Consider the following 21,679-nt stretch of genomic DNA (forward strand, 5'->3'; position numbering starts at 1 on the left):
TTCGCGTACGGTTGACGGCTGCCCAGCACGTCAGAAGGGGGCCCGGTGGCCGCTCAGGTTCAACAGGAGGCCGCGCTCGGACCGGCTCACGACTCCGTTCGTGAGCGGGAGATCGGCAGCGAACAGGAACACCTGGACCAGGTGTACCGGCGTCTCGAGGAGAAGATCCACGAGGCGGAGTTCCTGATGCACGACGCCGTCCGGCGCGGCCAGGTCGGCACACCCGGCGCGCTCGCCGAACGGGACGCGCAGGTCTTCCGGGCGGGCGTCCACCTCAACCGGCTGAACAACGAGTACGAGGACTTCCTCTTCGGCCGTATCGACCTGCTGCTCGGCAAGGACGGCAAGAGGGGCCCGGACGGCGCGTACACGGCGGTCGAGCCGGCCGAGGGCGCCGTGCGCGAGGACGGTACGGCCGACATCGCGGAAACCCTGCACATCGGGCGCCTGGGGGTCCTGGACGAGGACTACACGCCGCTGGTCATCGACTGGCGGGCGCCCGCGGCCGCCCCCTTCTACCGGGCCACCCCGGTCGACCCCGGCCGGGTCGTACGGCGCCGGGTCATCCGCTCCAAGGGGCGCCGGGTGCTCGGCGTCGAGGACGACCTGATGCGCCCCGAGCTGAAGGCATCCCTGGACGGGCGCGAACTGGCCGTCCTCGGCGACGGCGCCCTGATGGCCGCGCTCGGCCGGGCCCGCAGCCACTCCATGCGGGACATCGTCTCCTCGATCCAGGCCGAGCAGGACATGGTCATCCGGGCGCCCGCCGCCTCGGTGACGTACGTGGAGGGCGGCCCCGGCACCGGCAAGACGGCCGTCGCCCTGCACCGCGCCGCCTACCTGCTCTACCAGGACCGCCGCCGGTACGCGGGCGGCATCCTCATCGTCTCCCCGACCCCGCTGCTGGTCGCCTACACCGAGGGCGTCCTGCCGTCGCTGGGCGAGGAGGGGCAGGTCGCCATCCGCGCCCTCGGCTCCCTGGCCGACGGCGCCGAGGCCACGCTGTACGACTCCCCGGCGGTGGCCCGCGCCAAGGGTTCCTCCCGCATGCTGAAGGTGCTGCGGAAGGCCGCCCGCGGAGCCCTGGAGGGATCCGACGCGCCGGACCGGCTGCGGGTCGTCGTCATGGGCCGCCGGCTGGAACTGGAGACCGGCGATTTGGACCGCGTCCGCCGCACCGCCCTCACCGGCACGGCACCCGTCAACCTGCTCCGCCCGCGCGCCCGCAAGCTGCTCCTCGACGCCCTGTGGGCGAAGTCCGGAGCGGCCGGCCGGCACACCGACCCCGAGCTGGCCGCCGAACTGCGCTCCTCCTTCGACGAGGACGTGACCAGCGAGGACGACTTCATCGCGTTCCTCGACGCCTGGTGGCCCGAGCTCACCCCGCAGGGCGTCCTCACGGCCATGGCCGACGAGAAGCGGCTGGGCCGCTGGGCCAGGCGGGTCCTCAACCCCGGCGAGGTCCGCAAGGTCGCGCGCTCGCTGAAGCGGGACGGGCTGTCCGTGCACGACGTCGCCCTGCTCGACGAGCTCCAGGCGATCCTCGGCCTGCCCGCCCGCCCGAAGAAGAAACGTGAACTCGACCCGCTGGACCAGCTCACCGGCCTGGAGGAGCTCATGCCGGTCCGCGAGGAGTCGCAGCGGGAGCGCGCGGAGCGCCTGGCCCGGGAGCGCACCGAGTACGCGCACGTCATCGTCGACGAGGCGCAGGACCTGACGCCGATGCAGTGGCGGATGGTGGGCCGCCGGGGCCGGCACGCCACCTGGACCGTGGTCGGCGACCCCGCCCAGTCGTCCTGGTCCGACCCGGACGAGGCCGCCGAGGCCCGCGAGGAGGCCCTCGGCACCCGCCCCCGCCGCCGCTTCACCCTCACCGTCAACTACCGAAACCCGTCCGAGATCGCCGAGCTGGCGGCCAGGGTGCTGGCACTGGCGATGCCCGGCTCCGAGGCCCCGTCGGCGGTGCGCTCCACCGGCGTACGGCCGCGCTTCGTGACGACGGGCGGCGGCACCGACCGGGCCCTGGCCCGTACGGTCCGCGAGGAGGCCGCCCGGCTGCTGGACCAGGTGGACGGCACGGTCGGCGTCGTCGTCGCCATGAACCGGCGCGAGGAGGCCGCCCGCTGGCTCGCCGGGCTCGGCGACCGTGTGGTGGCGCTCGGCAGCCTGGAGGCCAAGGGCCTGGAGTACGACGCCACGGTCGTCGTCTCGCCCGCGGAGATCGCCGACGAGTCCCCGGCGGGGCTGCGGGTGCTGTACGTGGCGCTGACGCGGGCCACCCAGCAGCTGACGGTCGTCTCGGGCGAGCGGGACGAGCCGGACGCGGCCGGAGTGCCGGACCTGCTGCGGGACTGAGGGACACAGCGAGATTCACAGGAAGACGGAGGAGGCCCCCGCACCTGCTGGTGCGGGGGCCTCCTCCGTTCGATCAGTGACACCGACCCGCCATGCTCGCCTCGCGGCAAGTGGTCGCTCGTAGCGACGAAGGTTGGGCCCGGGGGCTTGGATCGGGCCGGTGCCACGTCCACGGTAACAAACGATCCCCGCGAGGCAATTCCCGTCCCGAGGGTTCATCCGGCCGCTCTTCCCTGCGGGGCCGCTCTCTCGTATGGTGGAAACTGTTTTCCGAAAGAACGCCGGGGCTGTGCCGTACGACACGCGTGCCACACGAACAAAACGTTCGCAATTCAAGGGCGACTACCACGTACTCAGCGGTAGGTGCGACGATCGGACGGCACAATCGCGCCCGGCGCGACACAGCAGTACACGGTGAAAGCAGAGGAAGTCGGCCATGGCAACGGCGCCCAGCGTCTCCTACTCGATGACCATCCGGCTGGAGGTGCCCGCGAGCGGAACGGCCGTCTCGCAGCTCACCACCGCCGTGGAGTCCTCCGGAGGCTCGGTGACCGGCCTCGACGTCACGGCCTCCGGTCACGAGAAGCTCCGTATCGACGTCACCATCGCCGCCACCTCGACCGCGCACGCGGACGAGATCGTCGAGAAGCTCCGCGGCATCGAGGGCGTGACCCTCGGCAAGGTCTCCGACCGTACGTTCCTGATGCACCTCGGCGGCAAGATCGAGATGGCGTCCAAGCACCCCATCCGCAACCGTGACGACCTGTCCATGGTCTACACGCCGGGTGTGGCCCGCGTGTGCATGGCGATCGCGGAGAACCCCGAGGACGCGCGCCGGCTGACCATCAAGCGCAACTCCGTTGCGGTCGTGACGGACGGCTCGGCCGTGCTCGGCCTGGGCAACATCGGCCCCAAGGCCGCCCTCCCCGTGATGGAGGGCAAGGCGGCCCTGTTCAAGCGCTTCGCCGGCATCGACGCCTGGCCGATCTGCCTGGACACCCAGGACACCGACGCGATCGTGGAGATCGTCAAGGCGATCGCCCCCGGCTTCGCGGGCATCAACCTGGAGGACATCTCCGCGCCCCGCTGCTTCGAGATCGAGGCCCGGCTGCGCGAGGCCCTCGACATCCCCGTCTTCCACGACGACCAGCACGGCACCGCGATCGTCGTGCTTGCCGCCCTGACCAACGCGCTGCGGGTGGCGGGCAAGGCGATCGGGGACATCCGTGTCGTCATGTCGGGCGCCGGCGCCGCGGGCACGGCCATCCTCAAGCTGCTGCTCGCCGCGGGCGTGAAGAACGCCGTCGTCGCCGACATCCACGGTGTCGTGCACTGCGACCGCGAGGACCTGGTGGACGCCGCCCCCGACTCGGCGCTGCGCTGGATCGCCCAGAACACCAACCCCGAGAACCTCACCGGGACGCTGAAGGAGGCCGTGCGCGGCGCCGACGTGTTCATCGGCGTCTCGGCTCCTAACGTGCTGGACGGCGACGACGTGGCCGCCATGGCCGAGGACGCAATCGTGTTCGCGCTCGCGAACCCGGACCCCGAGGTCGACCCCGCGATCGCCCGCCAGACGGCCGCGGTCGTGGCCACGGGCCGCTCCGACTTCCCGAACCAGATCAACAACGTGCTGGTCTTCCCGGGCGTCTTCCGCGGTCTGCTGGACGCCCAGTCCCGCACGGTCAACACGGACATGATGCTGGCCGCCGCCACGGCCCTCGCGGACGTCGTCACCGAGGACGAGCTCAACCCGAACTACATCATCCCCAGCGTCTTCAACGACAAGGTCGCGGGCGCCGTGGCCGGCGCGGTCCGCGAGGCGGCGAAGTCGGCGGGGGCGACCGCGTCGGACTGAGCGGTCGGTCCGTCCCGGGCTCGGCCCGGATGACGATGACGGTGGCGACGTGTGGGCACTGTGGTGCCCGGACCGGGCCGGGGAGTGCCTCCGGACCCGGCCCGGGCGGCGGCCGGGGCGGAGTGCCCCGTCCGGCCACGGCTGTGATCGTCGCCACGGCAGAGGTCCGTACCGGCGCGTCGCGAGGCGTGCGGCGCCGGGCGGTCCCTTAGGGTTGCGGCCGGATCGGAGCTGTCAGGACGTACGGCTCGGCCACCCACAGCGAGCGGAGTGTCACCCCTCCGTGGCGGTGGCGCTTTTCGTGTGACTCCCAAGGGTGTTCGTGTGACTCCCAGGGGTGCCGGATTGGCTTTACCGCCGCAGGTGGGGGCAGGATGCCTCCCTGGGCGCGAGGGTCTGACGACGGACCCGGGTCCGGGGGCCCACCGAGGACCCTGGCAGCATCGGCTTCGCCGTGCCCTACATGCGGCTCCGCCGCGTGGCACGCCTCAACGGCAAGAAGAACACGGGAGTAACAAAATGAACCGCAGTGAGCTGGTGGCCGCGCTGGCCGACCGCGCCGAGGTGACCCGCAAGGACGCCGACGCCGTGCTGGCCGCGTTCGCCGAGACTGTCGGCGAGGTCGTCGCCAAGGGCGACGAGAAGGTCACCATCCCTGGTTTCCTGACCTTCGAGCGCACCCACCGTGCCGCTCGCACCGCGCGCAACCCGCAGACCGGCGACCCGATCCAGATCCCGGCCGGCTACAGCGTGAAGGTCTCCGCGGGCTCCAAGCTCAAGGAAGCCGCCAAGGGCAAGTGACCTTGCCGTTCGTACGCCCCGTAACGGCGTACGGCGCCCTTTGACGCCAATGGGGCGGCCACCCGGAGCCGGGTGGCCGCCCCATCGTCGTACGCGCGTACGAAGCGCTGAAGGTCAGCCCAGGGCCTTGCCCGGCAGCTCCACCTTCGCGCCCAGCTCCACGAGCTTCTCCATGAAGTTCTCGTAGCCGCGGTTGATCAGGTCGATGCCGTGGACCCGGGAGGTGCCCTGGGCCGCGAGCGCGGCGATCAGATACGAGAAGCCGCCGCGCAGGTCGGGGATGACCAGGTCGGCGCCCTGGAGCCGGGTCGGCCCGGAGACGACCGCGGAATGCAGGAAGTTCCGCTGGCCGAAGCGGCAGTCGGAGCCGCCGAGGCACTCGCGGTAGAGCTGGATGTGGGCGCCCATCTGGTTCAGGGCCGAGGTGAAGCCGAGCCGGGACTCGTACACCGTCTCGTGGATGATCGACAGGCCCGTGGCCTGCGTGAGCGCCACCACCAGCGGCTGCTGCCAGTCGGTCTGGAAGCCGGGGTGGACGTCCGTCTCCAGCGCGATGGACTTCAGCTGGCCGCCGGGGTGCCAGAAGCGGATGCCCTCGTCGTCGATCTCGAAGGCGCCGCCGACCTTCCGGTAGGTGTTCAGGAAGGTCATCATCGAGCGCTGCTGGGCGCCGCGGACATAGATGTTGCCCTCGGTCGCCAGGGCGGCGGACGCCCAGGAGGCGGCCTCCAGACGGTCCGGGAGCGCCTGGTGGTTGTAACCGCCGAGGCTGTCGACGCCCGTGATGCGGATGGTGCGGTCGGTGTCCATCGCGATGATGGCGCCCATCTTCTGCAGGACGCAGATGAGGTCCTCGATCTCGGGCTCCACGGCCGCGTTGGACAGCTCCGTGACACCCTCCGCCAGCACCGCCGTCAGCAGCACCTGCTCGGTCGCGCCCACCGACGGGTACGGCAGCCGGATCTTGGTGCCGCGCAGCCGCTGCGGGGCCTCCAGGTACTGGCCGTCCGCCCGCTTCTCGATCCGCGCGCCGAACTGCCGCAGCACGTCGAAGTGGAAGTCGATGGGCCGGCCGCCGATGTCACAGCCGCCGAGGCCCGGGATGAACGCGTGGCCGAGGCGGTGCAGCAGCGGGCCGCAGAAGAGGATCGGGATGCGGGAGGAGCCGGCGTGGGCGTCGATGTCGGCGACATTGGCGGACTCCACGTGGGTCGGATCGAGCACCAGCTCGCCCGGTTCCTCTCCCGGGCGGACCGTCACCCCGTGCAGCTGCAGCAGGCCGCGTACGACGCGGACGTCACGGATGTCGGGAACATTGCGCAGCCGGCTCGGAGCGCTTCCGAGCAGCGCGGCGACCATTGCCTTGGGTACGAGGTTCTTCGCACCGCGGACCCGGATCTCGCCCTCCAGCGGGGTTCCGCCGTGGACAAGCAGTACGTCGTCAGAGCCGTTGACGGTCATGGATCTCGCGTTCCGTGGGGTCGGGCAGGGGGGGTGGGCACCCGATCGGCCCGTTGTGCGGGGCCGAAGCGGAATGAGCCGAACAGCAAGCGTAATGGCCGCACAGCCCCCCGAAGTAAGCCCGTGAGGTCTGACGAACGTCATGAATCTGCCACAACACGAACCGTTCCACAGCAGGCACACAAGGTCACCGCCGTGACACCCGTGACGGCCCGGTCCGCGGCCCGGACCGGCCCCGCGAAGAGGGTGCGGCCCGGCCTCTCTCCGCGGCCGGGCGCGCCGTACACGGGTACGGTGATTGACTCCCCTCCCACGGGAAAGATGCGGGATCATGTCAGGCATGACCGAGGTGTCCTCGCTCACAGGGCGGCTGCTCGTGGCCACGCCCGCTCTGGCGGACCCGAACTTCGACCGCGCGGTGGTGCTCCTTCTCGACCACGACGAGAAGGGCTCGCTCGGCGTCGTCCTCAACCGGCCGACCCCGGTGGACGTCGGCGACATCCTGGAGGGCTGGGCGGAGCTCGCGGGCGAGCCCGGTGTCGTCTTCCAGGGCGGACCGGTCTCCCTCGACTCGGCGCTCGGCGTGGCGGTGATCCCGGGCGGGGCGACCGCGGAGCGGGCCCCGCTGGGCTGGCGGCGGGTGCACGGCGCGATCGGGCTGGTCGACCTGGAGACCCCGCCCGAGCTGCTCGCCTCGGCGCTGGGCTCCCTGCGGATCTTCGCCGGTTACGCGGGCTGGGGCCCGGGCCAGCTGGAGGACGAACTCGTCGAGGGGGCCTGGTACGTCGTCGAGTCCGAGCCGGGGGACGTCTCCTCGCCGGCCCCGGAGCGGCTCTGGCGCGAGGTGCTGCGCCGTCAGCGCAACGAGCTCGCGATGGTGGCGACGTATCCGGACGACCCTACGCTCAACTGAAGCCCGCGCGCTTCAGTACCCTTGGCGCTATGAGCACTCTCGAGCCCGAGCGCGGCACCGGTACGGGGACCCTCGTAGAGCCGACGCCGCAGGTGTCGCACGGCGACGGTGACCACGAGCGCTTCGCCCACTATGTCCAGAAGGACAAGATCATGGCCAGCGCCCTCGACGGTACGCCCGTCGTGGCCCTCTGCGGCAAGGTGTGGGTTCCGGGCCGCGATCCCAAGAAGTACCCCGTGTGCCCCATGTGCAAGGAGATCTACGAGTCCATGGGCTCCGGGGACGACGGCGGCAAGGGCGGCGACAAGAAGTGACGCCGCCGCGCGCTCGCGGCAACTGAGCGCCGACTGAACTGAACGACGGAACACGGCCGCGGCCCTGCTGAGCGGGGACCGCGGCTTCGCTGTGCCCGGGGCCGGTTCCCGGTCTTCTCCCGCTCCTCTCCCGGTCGTCTCCCGATCTTTTCCCGGTCTCCCGGTCACGAAGTGGTTGAGACCTCTTGTGGGTATGTTCCCGGACTCCTAGCCTCCGACGTGTTGTGCAGAGCAAAACCGCCATTGCGTATGTTGCAACACCTTCGGAGGAAGCTGCATGAAGCTCGCTGTCCGAACCCGTGGAACCCGCACGAGAGCGCGCCTGACCGCTGCCCTCGCGGCCCTCGTCCTCGCGGGGCTGACCGCCACCGCCTGCGCCCCCCAGACCTCCGACACCTCTTCCGACAGCGACGAGAAGACGGGCACCCTGCGCGTCTGGCTCTTCCAGGAGGTCGGCAACGAGCCGAAGGAGAAGGTCGTCGAGGACGCGGTCGCCGCCTTCGAGAAGGAGCACGACGGCGCCTCGGTCGAGGTCGAGTACATCCCCGTCGAGACCCGCGCCCAGCGCATCAAGGCCGCCTTCAACGACCCGAAGAGCGCCCCGGACGTCATCGAGTACGGCAACACGGACACCGCCGGCTATGTGAAGGACGGCGGACTCCTCGACATCACCGAGGAGTTCACCGGCTGGCGCGAGGCGACGGACACCGACCCCACGGCCAGGCAGTCCGTGACGGTCGACGGTCGCGTGTACGGCGCCCCCCTCTTCGTCGGCGTCCGCGCCCTGTACTACCGCACGGACCTCTTCGACGACCTGGGGCTCGACGTCCCCCGGACGCAGGCCGAGCTGATCGGGACGGCCCGGAAGATCCGTGCGGCCGAGCCCGATCTGTACGGCCTCGCCGTCGGCGGCGCCTACACGTACGGTGCGATGCCGTTCATCTGGGCGCACGGCGGCGAACTCGCCGAGAGCGAGGGAGCGGCGGGAGAGGGCGGGAGCGGGGCGTTCTCCTCCGCCGTCGACAGCCCGGCCGCGCGGAAGGGCATCGAGGCGTACACCTCCCTCTTCGGCGACGACAACTGTCCCGCCGCCAAGTGCGCGGGCATGACCGGCAACGACACCGTGACGGCGTTCGCCGCCGGCAAGGCGGGCATGGCGATCGGCGGCGACTTCAGCCACGCGGCGGTCGAGGCCGGAAAGGTCAAGGGCAAGTACGCGGTCGTACCGCTGCCGGGGCTGAAGGAGGGCGAGATCGCCCCGGCCTTCGCGGGCGGCAACAACATCGGCGTGCTGAGGAGCACCTCGCACCGCACGCTCGCCGTGGACCTGATGAAGCGGCTCGCGTCGAAGGAGACGCAGGGCGAGCTGTTCGACGCCATGGGCTTCCTGCCGACGTTCACCGATGTGCGGGCGGACGTCGCCGAGCAGGAGCCGTTCGTCGAGCCGTTCGTGAAGACGCTCGACGCGGGTGCCAAGTTCGTCCCCGCCTCCCCGGCCTGGGCCCAGATCGACGCCTCGCTCGTGCTGCCGACGATGTTCCAGGAGGTCATCACCGGCAAGAAGGACGTGGCGGCGGCCTCCGGGGACGCGGCGCGGAAGATGAACGACGCGTTCCGCTCCGCCGAGTGAGCCACGGAATGAGCCACGGAATGAGCCCCGGAGTGAGCGTGAAGCGCACCTCACGGCGCGGGCACGGCGGCTGGACGCCGTGGCTCTACCTCGCGCCCGCCCTCGTCGTCCTCGCCGGGCTGCTCGTGTACCCGATCTACCAGCTTGGGCTGATCTCCTTCCTGGAGTACACCCAGGCCCAGGTCAGCGGCGGTGAACCGACCACCTTCCAGGGCCTCGGCAACTACGCGGAGCTCTTCGGGGACACCCAGTTCTGGCAGGTGCTGCTGGCGACGGTGGTGTTCGCGGCGGCCTGCGTGGTGAGCACGCTGGCCGTCGGCTGCGCGCTCGCCGTCCTCCTCACGCGCGTACGGGCCGTGCCGCGCCTCGCCCTGATGCTGGCCGCGCTCGGCGCGTGGGCGACCCCGGCGATCACCGGCTCGACGGTGTGGCTGTTCCTCTTCGACCCCGACTTCGGGCCGGTCAACCGGGTGCTGGGGCTCGGTGACCACTCCTGGACGTACGGGCGGTACAGCGCCTTCGCGCTCGTCCTGCTCGAAGTGGTGTGGTGCTCCTTCCCGTTCGTCATGGTGACGGTGTACGCGGGCATCCGCGCCGTACCGGGCGAGGTGCTGGAGGCCGCCGCGCTGGACGGGGCCTCGCAGTGGCGGATCTGGCGCTCGGTGCTCGCGCCGATGCTCCGGCCCATCCTCGTCGTGGTCACCATCCAGTCCGTCATCTGGGACTTCAAGGTCTTCACGCAGATCTACGTCATGACGAACGGCGGCGGTATCGCCGGCCAGAACCTCGTGCTGAACGTGTACGCCTACCAGAAGGCTTTCGCGTCCTCGCAGTACAGCCTCGGTTCGGCGATCGGCGTGGTGATGCTGCTGATTCTGCTGGTGATCACACTCGGCTATTTGCGGCTGCTGCGCAGGCAGGGGGAGGAGCTGTGAGCAACGCACTTGTACGTGATGTCGTACGCCGTTCCGGAGAGCGCCGGGGAGGAAGTTCCAGAACCGGCTCCGGGGGGAGTTCCGGAGCGCGTTCCGGGAGGCGTTTCGTACGGCGTCCGTGGCGGCTCGCCGCGGAGGTGTCCGCGCTGGTCATCGCGGTCGTGGTGGCGTTCCCGCTGTACTGGATGGTCCTCGGCGCGGTGAAACCGGCGGGGGAGATCGAGTCGACCGAGCCACGGCCCTGGACGCTGTCGCCGACGCTGGATTCGTTCCGCCGTGTCCTCGGACAGCAGGAATTCGGCCGCTACTTCCTCAACAGCCTCCTCGTGGCGGGCACCGTGGTGATCGCCTCCGCGCTGATCGCGTTTCTCGCGGCGACCGCGGTGACCCGGTTCCGCTTCCGTTTCCGCACCACCTTGTTGATCATGTTTTTGGTGGCGCAGATGGTGCCCGTGGAGGCCCTCGCCATCCCCCTCTTCTTCCTCATGCGGGACTTCGGCCAGCTCAACACCCTGGGCGCGCTGATCCTGCCGCACATCGCGTTCTCGCTGCCGTTCGCGATCTGGATGCTGCGGGGATTCGTGAAGGCGGTGCCCGAGGCGCTGGAGGAGGCGGCGTACCTCGACGGGGCGAGCCGTGCGCGATTCCTGTGGCAGATCCTTTTCCCCCTGGTCTTCCCGGGACTGGTCGCCACCAGTGTGTTCTCGTTCATCTCGGCCTGGAACGACTTCCTGTTCGCCAAGTCGTTCATCATCAGCGACACCTCCCAGTCGACCCTGCCGATGGCGCTCCTCGTCTTCTACAAACCGGACGAGCCGGACTGGGGCGGAGTGATGGCGGCGTCCACGGTGATGACCATTCCGGTGCTGGTGTTCTTCGTACTCGTACAGCGACGACTCGTCTCCGGTCTCGGCGGAGCGGTAAAGGACTGATGACATGACCGAAGGTGAAGTGGCACTGATTCCGGCACCGCGCCGTGTGGCGGTTCCGCCGCCCGGAGAGGACGCGGGGTTCGTGCTCGACGAGGACACCGGGATCGAGGCCGGGCCCGGCACCGAACGCGTCGCGCGCTGGCTGCGCACGACCGTCGGCGCCGCGACCGGGCTGCCCCTCGCCCCGCACCGCGACGGCACGAACCGCCTGTCGCTGCGCATCGTGCCCGGACTCGCGGCGGAGACCGGTGGTGCACCCGGCACCTCGGTCGACACCGGCCCCGAGGCCGACGCCGCTGCCGCCGGCGCGGAGGCGTACCGTCTCCGCGCCGGCGAACAGCTGCTGGCCATCGAGGGGGCGAGCGAGGCGGGCGTGTTCCGGGGCGCCCAGACCCTCCGGCAGCTGCTCGGCCCCGAGGCCTTCCGGCGGGCTCCGGTCAGCACCCGGCGGACGTGGCACGTGCCCGCCGTCGTCGTCGAGGACGCCCCGCGCTTCCGCTGGCGCGGCATGATGCTCGACGTCGCACGGCACTTCACCCCGAAGGAAGGAGTGCTCCGCCATCTCGATCTGATGGCCGCGCACAAACTCAACGTCTTCCACTTCCACTTGACCGACGACCAGGGCTGGCGCGTCGAGATCAAGCGGTACCCGAAGCTCACCGAGACGGGTTCCTGGCGTCCGCGCACGAAATTCGGCCACCGCGCCTCACCTCTGTGGGAGGAGAAGCCGCACGGGGGCCACTACACGCAGGACGACATTCGCGAGATCGTCGCCTACGCGGCCGAGCGGCATATCAGCGTCGTCCCCGAGATCGACATACCGGGACACTCGCAGGCCGCCATCGCCGCGTATCCGGAACTGGGCAACACCGACGTCATCGACACGACCTCCCTCACCGTCTGGGACACCTGGGGCATCTCCCACAACGTACTCGCCCCCACTGACAACACCCTGCGCTTCTACGAGGGAGTGTTCGAGGAAGTCCTGGAACTGTTCCCGGCGGACGCGGCCGCATTCTCGGAGTTCGTGCACGTGGGCGGTGACGAGTGCCCCAAGGACCAGTGGCGGCGCTCACCCGCCGTTCAGGCGCGCATGGAGGAACTCGGGCTCGCGGACGAGAACGAGTTGCAGTCGTGGTTCGTACGGCACTTCGACACCTGGCTCACCGCGCGCGGGCGTCGCCTGATCGGATGGGACGAGATCCTGGAGGGCGGCCTCGCCCGGGGCGCCGCGGTGGCCTCCTGGCGCGGCTACGGCGGCGGGATCGCGGCGGCCCGCACGGGCCACGACGTCGTCATGTGCCCGGAAGAGCAGGTCTACCTGGACCACCGCCAGGACGCGGGTCCGGACGAACCGGTGCCCATCGGCTTCGTGCGCACCCTGGAGGACGTCTACCGCTTCGAGCCGGTTCCGCCGGAGCTGACCCCCGAGGAGGCGCGGCACGTCCTCGGCACGCAGGCCAACGTGTGGACCGAGGTCATGGAGGACCCCGCGCGCGTGGACTACCAGACGTACCCGCGTCTCGCGGCCTTCGCCGAGGTCGCCTGGAGCGCGCTGCCCGCCCCCGCCGACCGGGACTTCACCGGATTCGAACAGCGGATGGCCGCCCACTACCGGCGACTTGACGCGCTCGGCGTGGCCTACCGGCCGCCCACGGGGCCACGGCCGTGGCAGCGTCGTCCCGGCGTGCTCGGACGCCCGCTCGAAGGGCCGCCCCCGACCCGGTGAACCGGGCCGGGCCGTACCCCGCGCTTGTCAGAATTCACCGCCCCGCAGGGGGAAAGACGCCCAAAGATCACCGAAGAGTGCCAATCCGATCTCACGCATGATGTTGTGTGAAAACGGAGCATCATCGGGCTGAAGTGGGCGAACACCTCCTAGCGGACCCCCGCGTTCGGGTCCCGCGAGAATGTGCCAGAGTTGCCACGTCCGCCCTGTCAGCACGTACCGTACGGCAACACAGGTGGGACCAGGTGGGGCAGCGGGAAGGGGCAGCCGGTTTTGACCACGCACGCACCGCAGGCGGCGCAGGCCGTCACGCTGCCCGCCTCTCTGGACGACGCCGTGGCGGCCCTCGCGGCCATGCCCGCCGCCGTCCCCGTGGCGGGCGGCACCGACCTCATGGCCGCGGTCAACTCCGGGCAGCTCAGACCCGCCGCGCTCGTCGGACTGGGCCGGATCAGCGAGATCCGCGGCTGGCAGTACCAGGACGGCCACGCCCTGCTGGGCGCCGGACTCACCCACGCGCGTATGGGGCGCCCCGACTTCGCGGCCCTCATCCCCGCGCTCGCCGCCGCCGCACGGGCCGCGGGCCCGCCCCAGATCCGTAACGCGGGCACCCTCGGCGGCAACATCGCGACCGCCGCCCCCACGGGCGACGCGCTGCCCGTACTGGCCGCCCTGGAGGCCACGTTGATCATCGCGGGCCCGGGTGGCGCCCGCCGCGAGATCCCCGTCTCCCACCTGCTGGCCGGCATGGAGATGCTGCGTCCCGGCGAACTCATCGGCTACGTGCGCGTACCGCTGCTGCACGCCCCCCAGGTCTTCCTGAAGGCCACCGGACGCACCGGCCCCGGGCGGGCCACCGCGTCCGTGGCGCTCGTCCTCGACCCCGCCCGGCGCGGGGTGCGGTGCGCCGTCGGCGCCATAGCGCCCATGCCGCTGCGGCCCCTGGACGCCGAGGCGTGGGTCGCCCAGCTGATCGACTGGGACGGCGGGCGCACACTCGTGCCCGAGGCGCTGCACGCCTTCGGCGAGTACGTCGCCGCCGCCTGCATCCCCGACCCGGCCCCCGCCGAGGACGGTTCCGTACCACCGCTTCCGCCCGCCGTACTGCAACTGCGGCGTACCGTCGCCGTACTGGCCCGACGAGCACTGGGGAGGGCACTGTCGTGACCGACGACCAGCACCGAGAGGGCACGCCCCAGCAGGGCGCGCACGGCGGCTGGGAGCGGCTGCCCCAAGGGGACTACGACGACGGCGCCACCACGTTCGTCCAGCTCCCCGAAGGGGGCATCGACGCGCTGCTGGCCGCCAACAGCCCGCTCGCCGCGCCCGGCCACGGCTACGTGCCCCCGCCCATAACGGTCACCCCCGCCACGACCGCCGGCACGGACCCGGCGGCCACCGGCTCCTGGACGGTGCCGGCCGAGGGCGCCCAGTGGCCGGACCCGAACGCGGTGCCCTACGGGACCGGGCAGCAGCAGGAGCACGGGCACGAGTACGGGCACCAGCCGAGCCCCGCCGGCCAGTGGACCTACGGGGACACCGGTTACGGGGACACCGGCTACGAGGAGGCCGGGTACGAGGAGGCCGGGTACGAGGAGAGCGGGTACGAGGAGACCGGCCGGCAGGGCGCCGCGGCTCCCGGGCACGACGTGACCGGCCAGTGGTCGATCCCCGTGGCGGGCGGCGAGCTGCCGGACGAGTCCGGCGAGTTCACCCGGTCGTCGCTGGTCGAGCAGTGGGGCGGCACCCCTCCGGCGACCCTGCCCGGCGGCGCGCCCGCGCCCTGGGCCACGGAGACGATCGGTACGGCGTGGACGGCCCCGCCGCCGGAGCGGACCGGGGAGCAGGCGCCCGGAGCACCCGGGGAAGGGTCCGCGGAGCCGTCTGCCGCGCCGTACGCGGACGCACCGGCCGAGATGCCGGGCGGGGCTCCCGGGGGCGGTCAGGAGGCTGCTGAGGACTCCCTGGTGCCGCCCGGCCCGATGGCCGCGGCTCCCTCGGACGTCCCGGAATCACCGGAGCCGTCGGAGCCACCGGCATTCCCGGAGGGCGCGCAAGTCACGGAGACGCTGGCGTTTCCGCAGATCCGGCTGCCTTCGAAGCCGGAACCGGAGCCGGAGTCTGAGCCGGAGACGGAGCAGGAGCCGGAGCCGGAGGCGGAGCAGGAGGTCGCGGACACCGCGGGTGGTACCGAAGCCGCCGAGGGCGAACCGGCCGCCGTGGACGACCCCGCCGTACCCGAGACTCCCGGTGCTCCCGGTGCTCCCGGTGCATCCGACGAACTGGGCGAGCCGGTCGCCCAGCCCGTCGAAACCCCCGAGACCACCGACATCCCCGAGACCACCGACACCCCCGAGACCCACGAAACCCACGAGGACCCGTCGGCCGAACCCCCCGCGCCCGCGCACGACGACCACCCCCTGGCCTCGTACGTCCTGCGGGTGAACGGCACGGACCGCCCGGTCGCCGACGCCTGGATCGGCGAGTCGCTGCTGTACGTGCTGCGCGAGCGCCTCGGCCTCGCCGGCGCCAAGGACGGCTGCTCGCAGGGCGAGTGCGGCGCCTGCAACGTGCAGGTCGACGGCCGGCTCGTGGCGTCCTGCCTGGTACCCGCCGTCACCGCCGCCGGCAGCGAGGTCCGTACCGTCGAGGGGCTCGCCGAGCACGGGCAGCCCTCCGACGTGCAGCGGGCTCTCGCCAGGTGCGGAGCCGTGCAGTGCGGGTTCTGTGTGCCGGGCATGGCGATGACCGTGCACGACCTGCTGGAGGGCAACCCCGCGCCGACCGAGCTGGAGACCCGCGCGGCCCTGTGCGGCAACCTGTGCCGCTGCTCCGGTTACCGGGGAGTCCTGGAAGCCGTGCGCGAGGTCGTCGTCGAACGCGAGGCACACGCCGCCGCCGAGTCCGAGGCCGCGCAGGACGGCGGCGAGGCACGCATCCCGCACCAGGCGGGTCCGGGAGCGGGCGGCGTCAACCCGGCGGCGTACGAGAACCCGTCCGGGTACGAAGACGCGTCCGGGTACGAAGACGCGTCCGGATACGGCCCGCAGGGACAGCCCCCGCAGCCCTCGCAGCCTCCGCAGTCCCCGCAGCCCCCGGCACAGCAAGACCAGTCGTACGGCCCGGACGGAGGAGGCCCGGCGTGAGCAACGAAGCAGCCACCGCGACCCCCGCGGAGGCCGCACCGGCCCCCGAACCGCTGCCGCACGGGATCGGTGCCTCCCTGCCGCCCGCGGACGCCCGCGCCAAGGCCGAGGGGACCTTCCCCTACGCGGCCGACCTGTGGGCCGAGGGCCTGCTGTGGGCCGCCGTACTGCGCTCCCCGCACCCGCACGCGCGCGTGCTGTCCATCGACACCTCCCACGCGCGTGAGATGCCCGGCGTACGGGCCGTCGTCACCCACGAGGACGTGCCGGGCGCCCCGCTGCACGGCCGCGGCAAGGCCGACCGGCCGGTCTTCGCCTCCGAGGTCGTACGGCACCACGGCGAGCCCATCGCGGCCGTCGCCGCCGACCATCCCGACACCGCGCGCATGGCCGCGGCCGCCGTCATCGTCGAGTACGAAGTGCTCGACCCGGTCACGGACCCCGAGCAGGCCTTCGAGGCCGAGCCGCTGCACCCCGACGGCAATCTGATCCGCCACATCCCGCTGCACCACGGCGACCCCGGCGCGACCGGCGACATCGTCGTCGAGGGGCTGTACCGCATCGGCCGCCAGGACCCCGCCCCGATCGGCGCCGAGGCCGGACTCGCCGTGCCCCGCCCCGACGGCGGCGTCGAGCTCTACCTCGCCTCCACCGACCCGCACACCGACCGGGACGCGGCCGCCGCCTGCTACGGCCTGGCGCCCGAGCAGGTGAAGATCGTGGTCACCGGTGTGCCCGGGGCCACCGCCGACCGTGAGGACCAGGGCTTCCAGATCCCGCTCGGCCTCCTCGCCCTGAAGACGGGCTGCCCGGTCAAACTCACCGCCACGCGCGAGGAGTCCTTCCTGGGCCACGCCCACCGGCACCCGACCCTGCTGCGCTACCGCCACCACGCGGACGCCGAGGGCCGGCTGGTGAAGGTCGAGGCGCAAATCTTGCTGGACGCGGGCGCGTACGCGGACACGTCCTCCGACGCGCTGGCCGCCGCGGTGTCGTTCGCCTGCGGCCCGTACGTCGTGCCCAACGCCTTCATCGAGGGCTGGGCCGTACGCACCAACAACCCGCCCTCCGGCCATGTGCGCGGCGAGGGCGCGATGCAGGTCTGTGCGGCCTACGAGGCCCAGATGGACAAGCTGGCGAAGAAGCTGGGGGCGGACCCGGCCGAGCTGCGCATGCGCAACGTCATGTCCACGGGCGACGTGCTCCCCACCGGCCAGACGGTGACGTGCCCGGCCCCGGTGGCGGAACTCCTCCAGGCCGTGCAGGACTTCCCCCTCCCTGCCCTCCCCAAGGACACGCCCGAGGACGAATGGCTGCTCCCGGGCGGCCTCGAGGGCGCGGGCGAACCGGGCGCGGTGCGCCGGGGCGTGGGCTACGGGCTCGGCATGGTGCACATGCTGGGCGCCGAGGGCGCGGACGAGGTCTCGACGGCCACGGTGAAGGTCCAGAACGGCGTCGCGACGGTGCTGTGCGCTGCGGTGGAGACGGGCCAGGGCTTCTCGACACTGGCCCGGCAGATCGTCCAGGAGACCCTGGGCATCGACGAGGTCCACGTGGCACCGGTCGACACGGACCAGCCCCCCGCGGGCGCGGGCTGCCGGGGCCGCCACACATGGGTCTCGGGCGGCGCGGTGGAACGCGCGGCGAAGATGGTCCGCACCCAGCTCCTCCAGCCCCTGGCGCACAAGTTCGGCCTGTCCACGGAGCTGCTCCAGATCGCCGACGGTAAGATCACCTCGTACGACGGCGTCCTGTCCACCACCGTCGCCGAGGTGCTGGAGGGCAAGGAACTGTGGGCCACCGCCCAGTGCCGCCCCCACCCGACGGAACCGCTCGACGGGGCGGGCCAGGGCGACGCGTTCGTGGGCATGGCGTTCTGCGCGATCCGCGCGGTGGTGGACGTGGACATCGAGCTGGGATCGGTACGGGTCGTGGAGCTGGCGGTCGCCCAGGACGTGGGCCGCGTCCTGAACCCCGCCCAGCTCACCGCGCGCATCGAGGCGGGCGTGACCCAGGGACTCGGCGTGGCGCTGACGGAGAACCTCCGCACTCCCCGCGGCCTGATCCGCCACCCGGACCTCACGGGCTACTCCCTCCCGACGGCCCTGGACGCCCCCGACATCCGCATCGTCAAACTCGTCGAGGAACGCGACGTGGTCGCCCCCTTCGGCGCGAAGGCGGTCAGCGCCGTCCCGGTGGTGACGTCCCCCGCGGCCATCGCCTCCGCGGTCCGCGCGGCGACGGGCCGCCCGGTCAACCGTCTGCCGATCCGGCCGCAGGCGGCGGTGGTGACGGGGGTGTGACGCACGTCCCCCGCCGTACCGCGGGGGACGGCGTGGAAATTCCCGGCGTTGTCAGTGGGACGGCGTAAGGTTTTCGGTCAGTGGGACAACCGCGTCGATGCCGTGGTGTCCCAACCGGGGGAAGCACCACGGGAACCACATGCGCGGGGGGCGCCATGAGCACGGGTACGACGGTGGCGGGCAGTGGAACGGTCACATTCACGCTCACCTGCTCAGCGCCGGTCACGCCGCGCGAGGAGGCCAGGCTGGGGCGGGCGGCCGAGCTGGTGGCCCGCGCCGGGGAGCTGGCGCGGGAGCTGCGGGACCAGCTGGTGCTCGGGTCGCTGCGCGAGCTGGACAAGGACCTGGAGCGGATAGTCCGCGAAGGCGAGGCGGCCCGGTCCTCGACGCCACCCATGTGCGGTCTGTCCTCGTCCCTGGAGGGCGTGTTGCGACTCGCGGCGGCCACCACCTCGGAGCCGGATGCCGGCCTGGCACCGTACTGGAGGGCCGCCACGCTGATCCGCCCCTTCCTCCGCAGCGAGGGACCCGCCGCCGGCGAAACCGTGCGCTTCGAGGAGCTCGACTTCCCGTCGACGCTCACGCACGAGCCGACGCGCCGCTTTCTGCGGGAGGTCGGCCTCCCCGAGGACGGCTTCCTGTTCCAGCTGGACTCCGAGGTGCCCCTGCCGACTCTGCCCGAGTACTACGAGTACTGGGCGGACGAGCGCCCCGACTGCCTGGCGACGGCTGCGTCTGAACTCCCGCTGGGCGCCGACCGGTTAATCCGTCTCGGCCACCTGCTGGAGGACACGCACCTCGTCGTCGACGGCGCCACCGGAGCGGTCCAGTGCTGGAGCGAGCCCGACCGCACGCTGCGGCCCCTCAACGCCGACCTCTCCACGCTCGCCTTCACGGTCCGGCTGGTCCTGCGCCGGAGGAAGCTCGACGCGGACTACGACCTCACGCCCTTCCACACGTACCTGACGGCCACGATGCCCCCGGCGATCCCGGCCTGCTGAACGGGGCGGCCGGGACCGCCGCGTGCCGCTGCCGCTGCCGTTACGGGGCTTCCTCGTACGGTGGGATGCGCCGCCCCCGGCCCTCAGCGATGTTGAGCACGTCCGTCAGTGACTCGGACAGACGGCGGGAGATGAACCGCAGCTCCCCGGTCGTGAGGCTCGCCGCCTCGTCGAGCATCGGGCGAGCCAGGCCCAGGATGACGACCGCCGTCTCGATCTGCTGATCCTCCACGTCGTCCGCCAGCAGGGCGAGCGGGGTGGCCGTGCCGTCCGTGACGAGGTGAGCGGGTTTGCCCTCCGGGCCGGTCCAGGGGAGGAGGCGGAGATGTGTGGGGGAAGGGGGTCGGTGGTTCATCACGCGGCTGCCACCGCCTCTTCGTGCCGAAGGAGGTAGGGCCGTACGACGGGGAATCCGTCGGCGCGGATCACTTCGTGCACGGTGTACGGGGAGCGCGGGGTCGGGAGAGGGCTGCGCGAAGGATCGGGGGTGTGGCGCGCGTGTCGCCGAGCGGGGGACGTCGGATGGTTTTCCGCGCGGTGCCTGCCGCTCGGGGGCATGAGCCACGAGAGAAGGACAGTCAGTAGAGTTCGCACTTGTCGGTCACTCCTGAGGTGATCGGCCGTGCCCCGGGAGGTCTAGTCCACCTCGCCGGGGTCCTTGCTGTTTACCCAGGCGGGCGTGGTCGACCCTGACGCCGGGCGTTGTCGGCTCATAGCGTCCCGGAATTCACGGGGATATGCGACCGCGAAAGCGCGATACCGCGATAGCGCGATAGCGCGAATACGCGAAACCTGCAGGTCCTGCCGCCGTGATAAAGATGTGGGGCCCCAGCAGCGGACGGGCCGTTCCGCGAGAAGAGGGCAAGCTCCACACCGTTCAAAGCTCGTTCATTGCGAAGAAGTAGGGGCGGGTGCCGAGGTTATGAACCTTGATCGCTCTGTACCTGTATGGCCTCAGGTGGCGGACGAGTTGCGTCGACGGCTGGGGGCGGGATGGTACGAGCCGGGTGAACGCTTCCTGGGCACCGTGGACATCGCCGCCGAGTTCCAGGTGAGCCAGTCCACGGCTCAGAAGGTTGTGGTCGCTCTTCGTGAGGAGGGGCGGCTGTACACCGTGCTGGGACAAGGGTCGTTCGTCGTGGGGGAGTAAAGGGCTAGCCGTCGGTGGAATGGCGGGAAGCTGATGGAAGTGGAGGACCTGTCGCGACTGCTTGTTCGTACGCTGCGTCCATCAAAGCGACGAACTTAATGAATCGACGATCTCCCAACGCCACGGCGTAAGCATTCCAGTACGCCGACGTCAGATGCCAGTGTCGGCGGGCTGCTTCGCCTCGAAAGTGGAGTTCGGTCAGTACCCGCACCACGTCATCATTTGTCCGCTTCAGTCGGTAGTCGGCCCACCAGTTGCTGACGATGAGATTGACAAAGGCTACTTGCTTTCTCTCTCGAAACGAGACGAGGTCGGGAAGTGGCTCCCAGCAGAGTGCAAGCTCCGGGTCGTCGAGGGAAGCGAGAAGGAGTTGGCGGTGAGACGCACGCTGGGCCTCCTCGTTCGCGATGTCGGTCTGATGCGACTGATGCACCAGCGATGCGACCACACCCAGCAGAGCAGCCGCTGAGAATAGAACGGAAAGGGCACCGTAAGCCTGACTGATTTTGCTGAGCCTGTCCCAGTCTTCCTCCGCTGGCGCTGCCCATTGCAGCAAGAAAGGCGTCATTACTATGGCGAGGGCCATGACCACCCCTGTCGCGCTCCACGCCATGATCGTGCGTTGTCGTGCGGGTAGCCTTGCCATGAGTTCTCCACTCCCGAGATGTTCGCCATCTTGCGGAGTCGCGGACCTACGGACAAGACAACAGTCGAGATCGCTGACGAAAGCACTGCGAGACGTTCGGGTCCGGCGGTCGATCCGTACTTGGTGAGGTCGACTGGGGGAGAACTGAGAGGACCCAACGGCAGGGCGGCACCCCGGCATGGGGGCCGCCCTTCTGTCGTCGCGACAGAGGCCGTGGCGGGAATCGAACCCGCGTAACTCGCTTTGCAGGCGAGTCCCTGAACCACTCGGGCACACGGCCGAGGTGAGGAGCGGTGTGTGCTCCGTCTCGATGTCTCGACCGTAGGCGGGGCGCGTGCGGTGACTCAAGAGCCTTGTGCGCGCTGCAATGCGACTGCCACACGCCGTTCATGAATGGGGACCACGGACGGACCCGCGCCGACCGCTCCCGGGACGGGTGGCCCACCCGGAGACGACCACCTCATCGCCGGGCACCCGAGAAAATCTATGTTGGCCGGAGTAGACA

At 71.0% G+C, this 21,679-nt stretch carries 17 protein-coding genes and 1 tRNA gene; 14 read left to right on the top strand and 4 right to left on the bottom strand.

Features of this window, described 5'->3' with window-relative positions; translation table 11 throughout:
- Positions 1 to 45 precede the first annotated feature (45 nt).
- From IE242_RS23240 to IE242_RS23250, 3 genes are all read left to right on the top strand, one after another.
- Positions 46 to 2,355 carry a HelD family protein gene (locus IE242_RS23240; RefSeq protein ID WP_189862326.1) on the top strand — a complete coding sequence of 770 codons (2,310 nt, stop codon included), beginning with the start codon at positions 46 to 48 and terminating at the stop codon, positions 2,353 to 2,355.
- Positions 2,356 to 2,791: 436 nt separating this feature from the next.
- A complete protein-coding gene (locus tag IE242_RS23245) occupies positions 2,792 to 4,213 on the top strand; it encodes an NAD-dependent malic enzyme (protein WP_189862327.1) in 1,422 nt (473 codons plus the stop codon).
- A gap of 519 nt (positions 4,214 to 4,732) precedes the next feature.
- On the top strand, positions 4,733 to 5,014 hold the full coding sequence (locus IE242_RS23250) for an HU family DNA-binding protein (RefSeq protein ID WP_007498188.1): 282 nt from the start codon (positions 4,733 to 4,735) through the stop codon (positions 5,012 to 5,014).
- A 114-nt stretch (positions 5,015 to 5,128) separates the two neighbouring features.
- Here the strand turns inward: IE242_RS23250 and murA are convergent, their stop codons facing one another.
- Complete coding sequence (murA, locus tag IE242_RS23255; protein ID WP_189862328.1) at positions 5,129 to 6,475, bottom strand: UDP-N-acetylglucosamine 1-carboxyvinyltransferase; 1,347 nt, start codon at positions 6,473 to 6,475, stop codon at positions 5,129 to 5,131.
- Between the two features lie 340 nt (positions 6,476 to 6,815).
- Between murA and IE242_RS23260 the strand changes: the two genes are divergently transcribed.
- From IE242_RS23260 to IE242_RS39260, 10 genes are all read left to right on the top strand, one after another.
- Positions 6,816 to 7,388, top strand: a complete 573-nt coding sequence (locus IE242_RS23260; RefSeq protein ID WP_189862329.1) for a YqgE/AlgH family protein — start codon at positions 6,816 to 6,818, stop codon at positions 7,386 to 7,388.
- 29 nt (positions 7,389 to 7,417) lie between these two features.
- Positions 7,418 to 7,702, top strand: coding sequence for a DUF3039 domain-containing protein (locus IE242_RS23265; protein ID WP_189862330.1), 285 nt, complete (start codon positions 7,418 to 7,420; stop codon positions 7,700 to 7,702).
- Between the two features lie 277 nt (positions 7,703 to 7,979).
- Positions 7,980 to 9,332 (top strand): extracellular solute-binding protein, encoded by a 1,353-nt coding sequence (locus IE242_RS23270; RefSeq protein ID WP_189862337.1) that lies wholly within the window; start codon positions 7,980 to 7,982, stop codon positions 9,330 to 9,332.
- A 20-nt stretch (positions 9,333 to 9,352) separates the two neighbouring features.
- The gene (locus IE242_RS23275; protein ID WP_189862339.1) at positions 9,353 to 10,267 is read left to right on the top strand and encodes a carbohydrate ABC transporter permease; all 915 of its coding nucleotides are present in this window, start codon (positions 9,353 to 9,355) and stop codon (positions 10,265 to 10,267) included.
- Positions 10,268 to 10,404: 137 nt separating this feature from the next.
- The gene (locus IE242_RS23280) at positions 10,405 to 11,199 is read left to right on the top strand and encodes a carbohydrate ABC transporter permease (RefSeq protein ID WP_189862341.1); all 795 of its coding nucleotides are present in this window, start codon (positions 10,405 to 10,407) and stop codon (positions 11,197 to 11,199) included.
- A 4-nt stretch (positions 11,200 to 11,203) separates the two neighbouring features.
- Positions 11,204 to 12,928: a beta-N-acetylhexosaminidase gene (locus IE242_RS23285; protein WP_189862343.1), complete on the top strand. Its 1,725-nt coding sequence runs from the start codon at positions 11,204 to 11,206 to the stop codon at positions 12,926 to 12,928.
- A gap of 273 nt (positions 12,929 to 13,201) precedes the next feature.
- Positions 13,202 to 14,095 (top strand): FAD binding domain-containing protein, encoded by an 894-nt coding sequence (locus IE242_RS23290; RefSeq protein ID WP_189862344.1) that lies wholly within the window; start codon positions 13,202 to 13,204, stop codon positions 14,093 to 14,095.
- Entirely contained in the window at positions 14,092 to 16,074 is a 1,983-nt protein-coding gene (locus tag IE242_RS23295; protein WP_189862346.1) for a 2Fe-2S iron-sulfur cluster-binding protein, read from the top strand. The genes IE242_RS23290 and IE242_RS23295 overlap by 4 nt, the downstream gene beginning before the upstream one ends.
- Complete coding sequence (locus IE242_RS23300) at positions 16,071 to 18,377, top strand: xanthine dehydrogenase family protein molybdopterin-binding subunit (protein WP_189862347.1); 2,307 nt, start codon at positions 16,071 to 16,073, stop codon at positions 18,375 to 18,377. Before IE242_RS23295 ends, IE242_RS23300 begins: the two co-directional genes overlap by 4 nt.
- Positions 18,378 to 18,532: 155 nt before the next feature.
- Positions 18,533 to 19,378, top strand: a complete 846-nt coding sequence (locus IE242_RS39260; RefSeq protein ID WP_189862349.1) for an SUKH-4 family immunity protein — start codon at positions 18,533 to 18,535, stop codon at positions 19,376 to 19,378.
- 40 nt (positions 19,379 to 19,418) lie between these two features.
- Here the strand turns inward: IE242_RS39260 and IE242_RS23310 are convergent, their stop codons facing one another.
- Positions 19,419 to 19,733 carry a hypothetical protein gene (locus tag IE242_RS23310; protein ID WP_189862351.1) on the bottom strand — a complete coding sequence of 105 codons (315 nt, stop codon included), beginning with the start codon at positions 19,731 to 19,733 and terminating at the stop codon, positions 19,419 to 19,421.
- 615 nt (positions 19,734 to 20,348) lie between these two features.
- Here IE242_RS23310 and IE242_RS23315 point away from each other — a divergent pair.
- Positions 20,349 to 20,528, top strand: a complete 180-nt coding sequence (locus IE242_RS23315) for a helix-turn-helix domain-containing protein (protein WP_229859331.1) — start codon at positions 20,349 to 20,351, stop codon at positions 20,526 to 20,528.
- A gap of 4 nt (positions 20,529 to 20,532) precedes the next feature.
- Here IE242_RS23315 and IE242_RS23320 read toward each other — a convergent pair whose 3' ends face one another.
- Together IE242_RS23320 and IE242_RS23325 are read right to left on the bottom strand one after the other, a co-directional pair.
- Positions 20,533 to 21,174: a DUF6082 family protein gene (locus tag IE242_RS23320; RefSeq protein ID WP_189862355.1), complete on the bottom strand. Its 642-nt coding sequence runs from the start codon at positions 21,172 to 21,174 to the stop codon at positions 20,533 to 20,535.
- A gap of 208 nt (positions 21,175 to 21,382) precedes the next feature.
- Positions 21,383 to 21,454, bottom strand: a tRNA-Cys gene (locus tag IE242_RS23325).
- Between the last annotated feature and the right edge of the window lie 225 nt (positions 21,455 to 21,679).

It is taken from the genome of Streptomyces poonensis, assembly GCF_014650915.1.
Lineage (GTDB): Bacteria > Actinomycetota > Actinomycetes > Streptomycetales > Streptomycetaceae > Streptomyces > Streptomyces poonensis.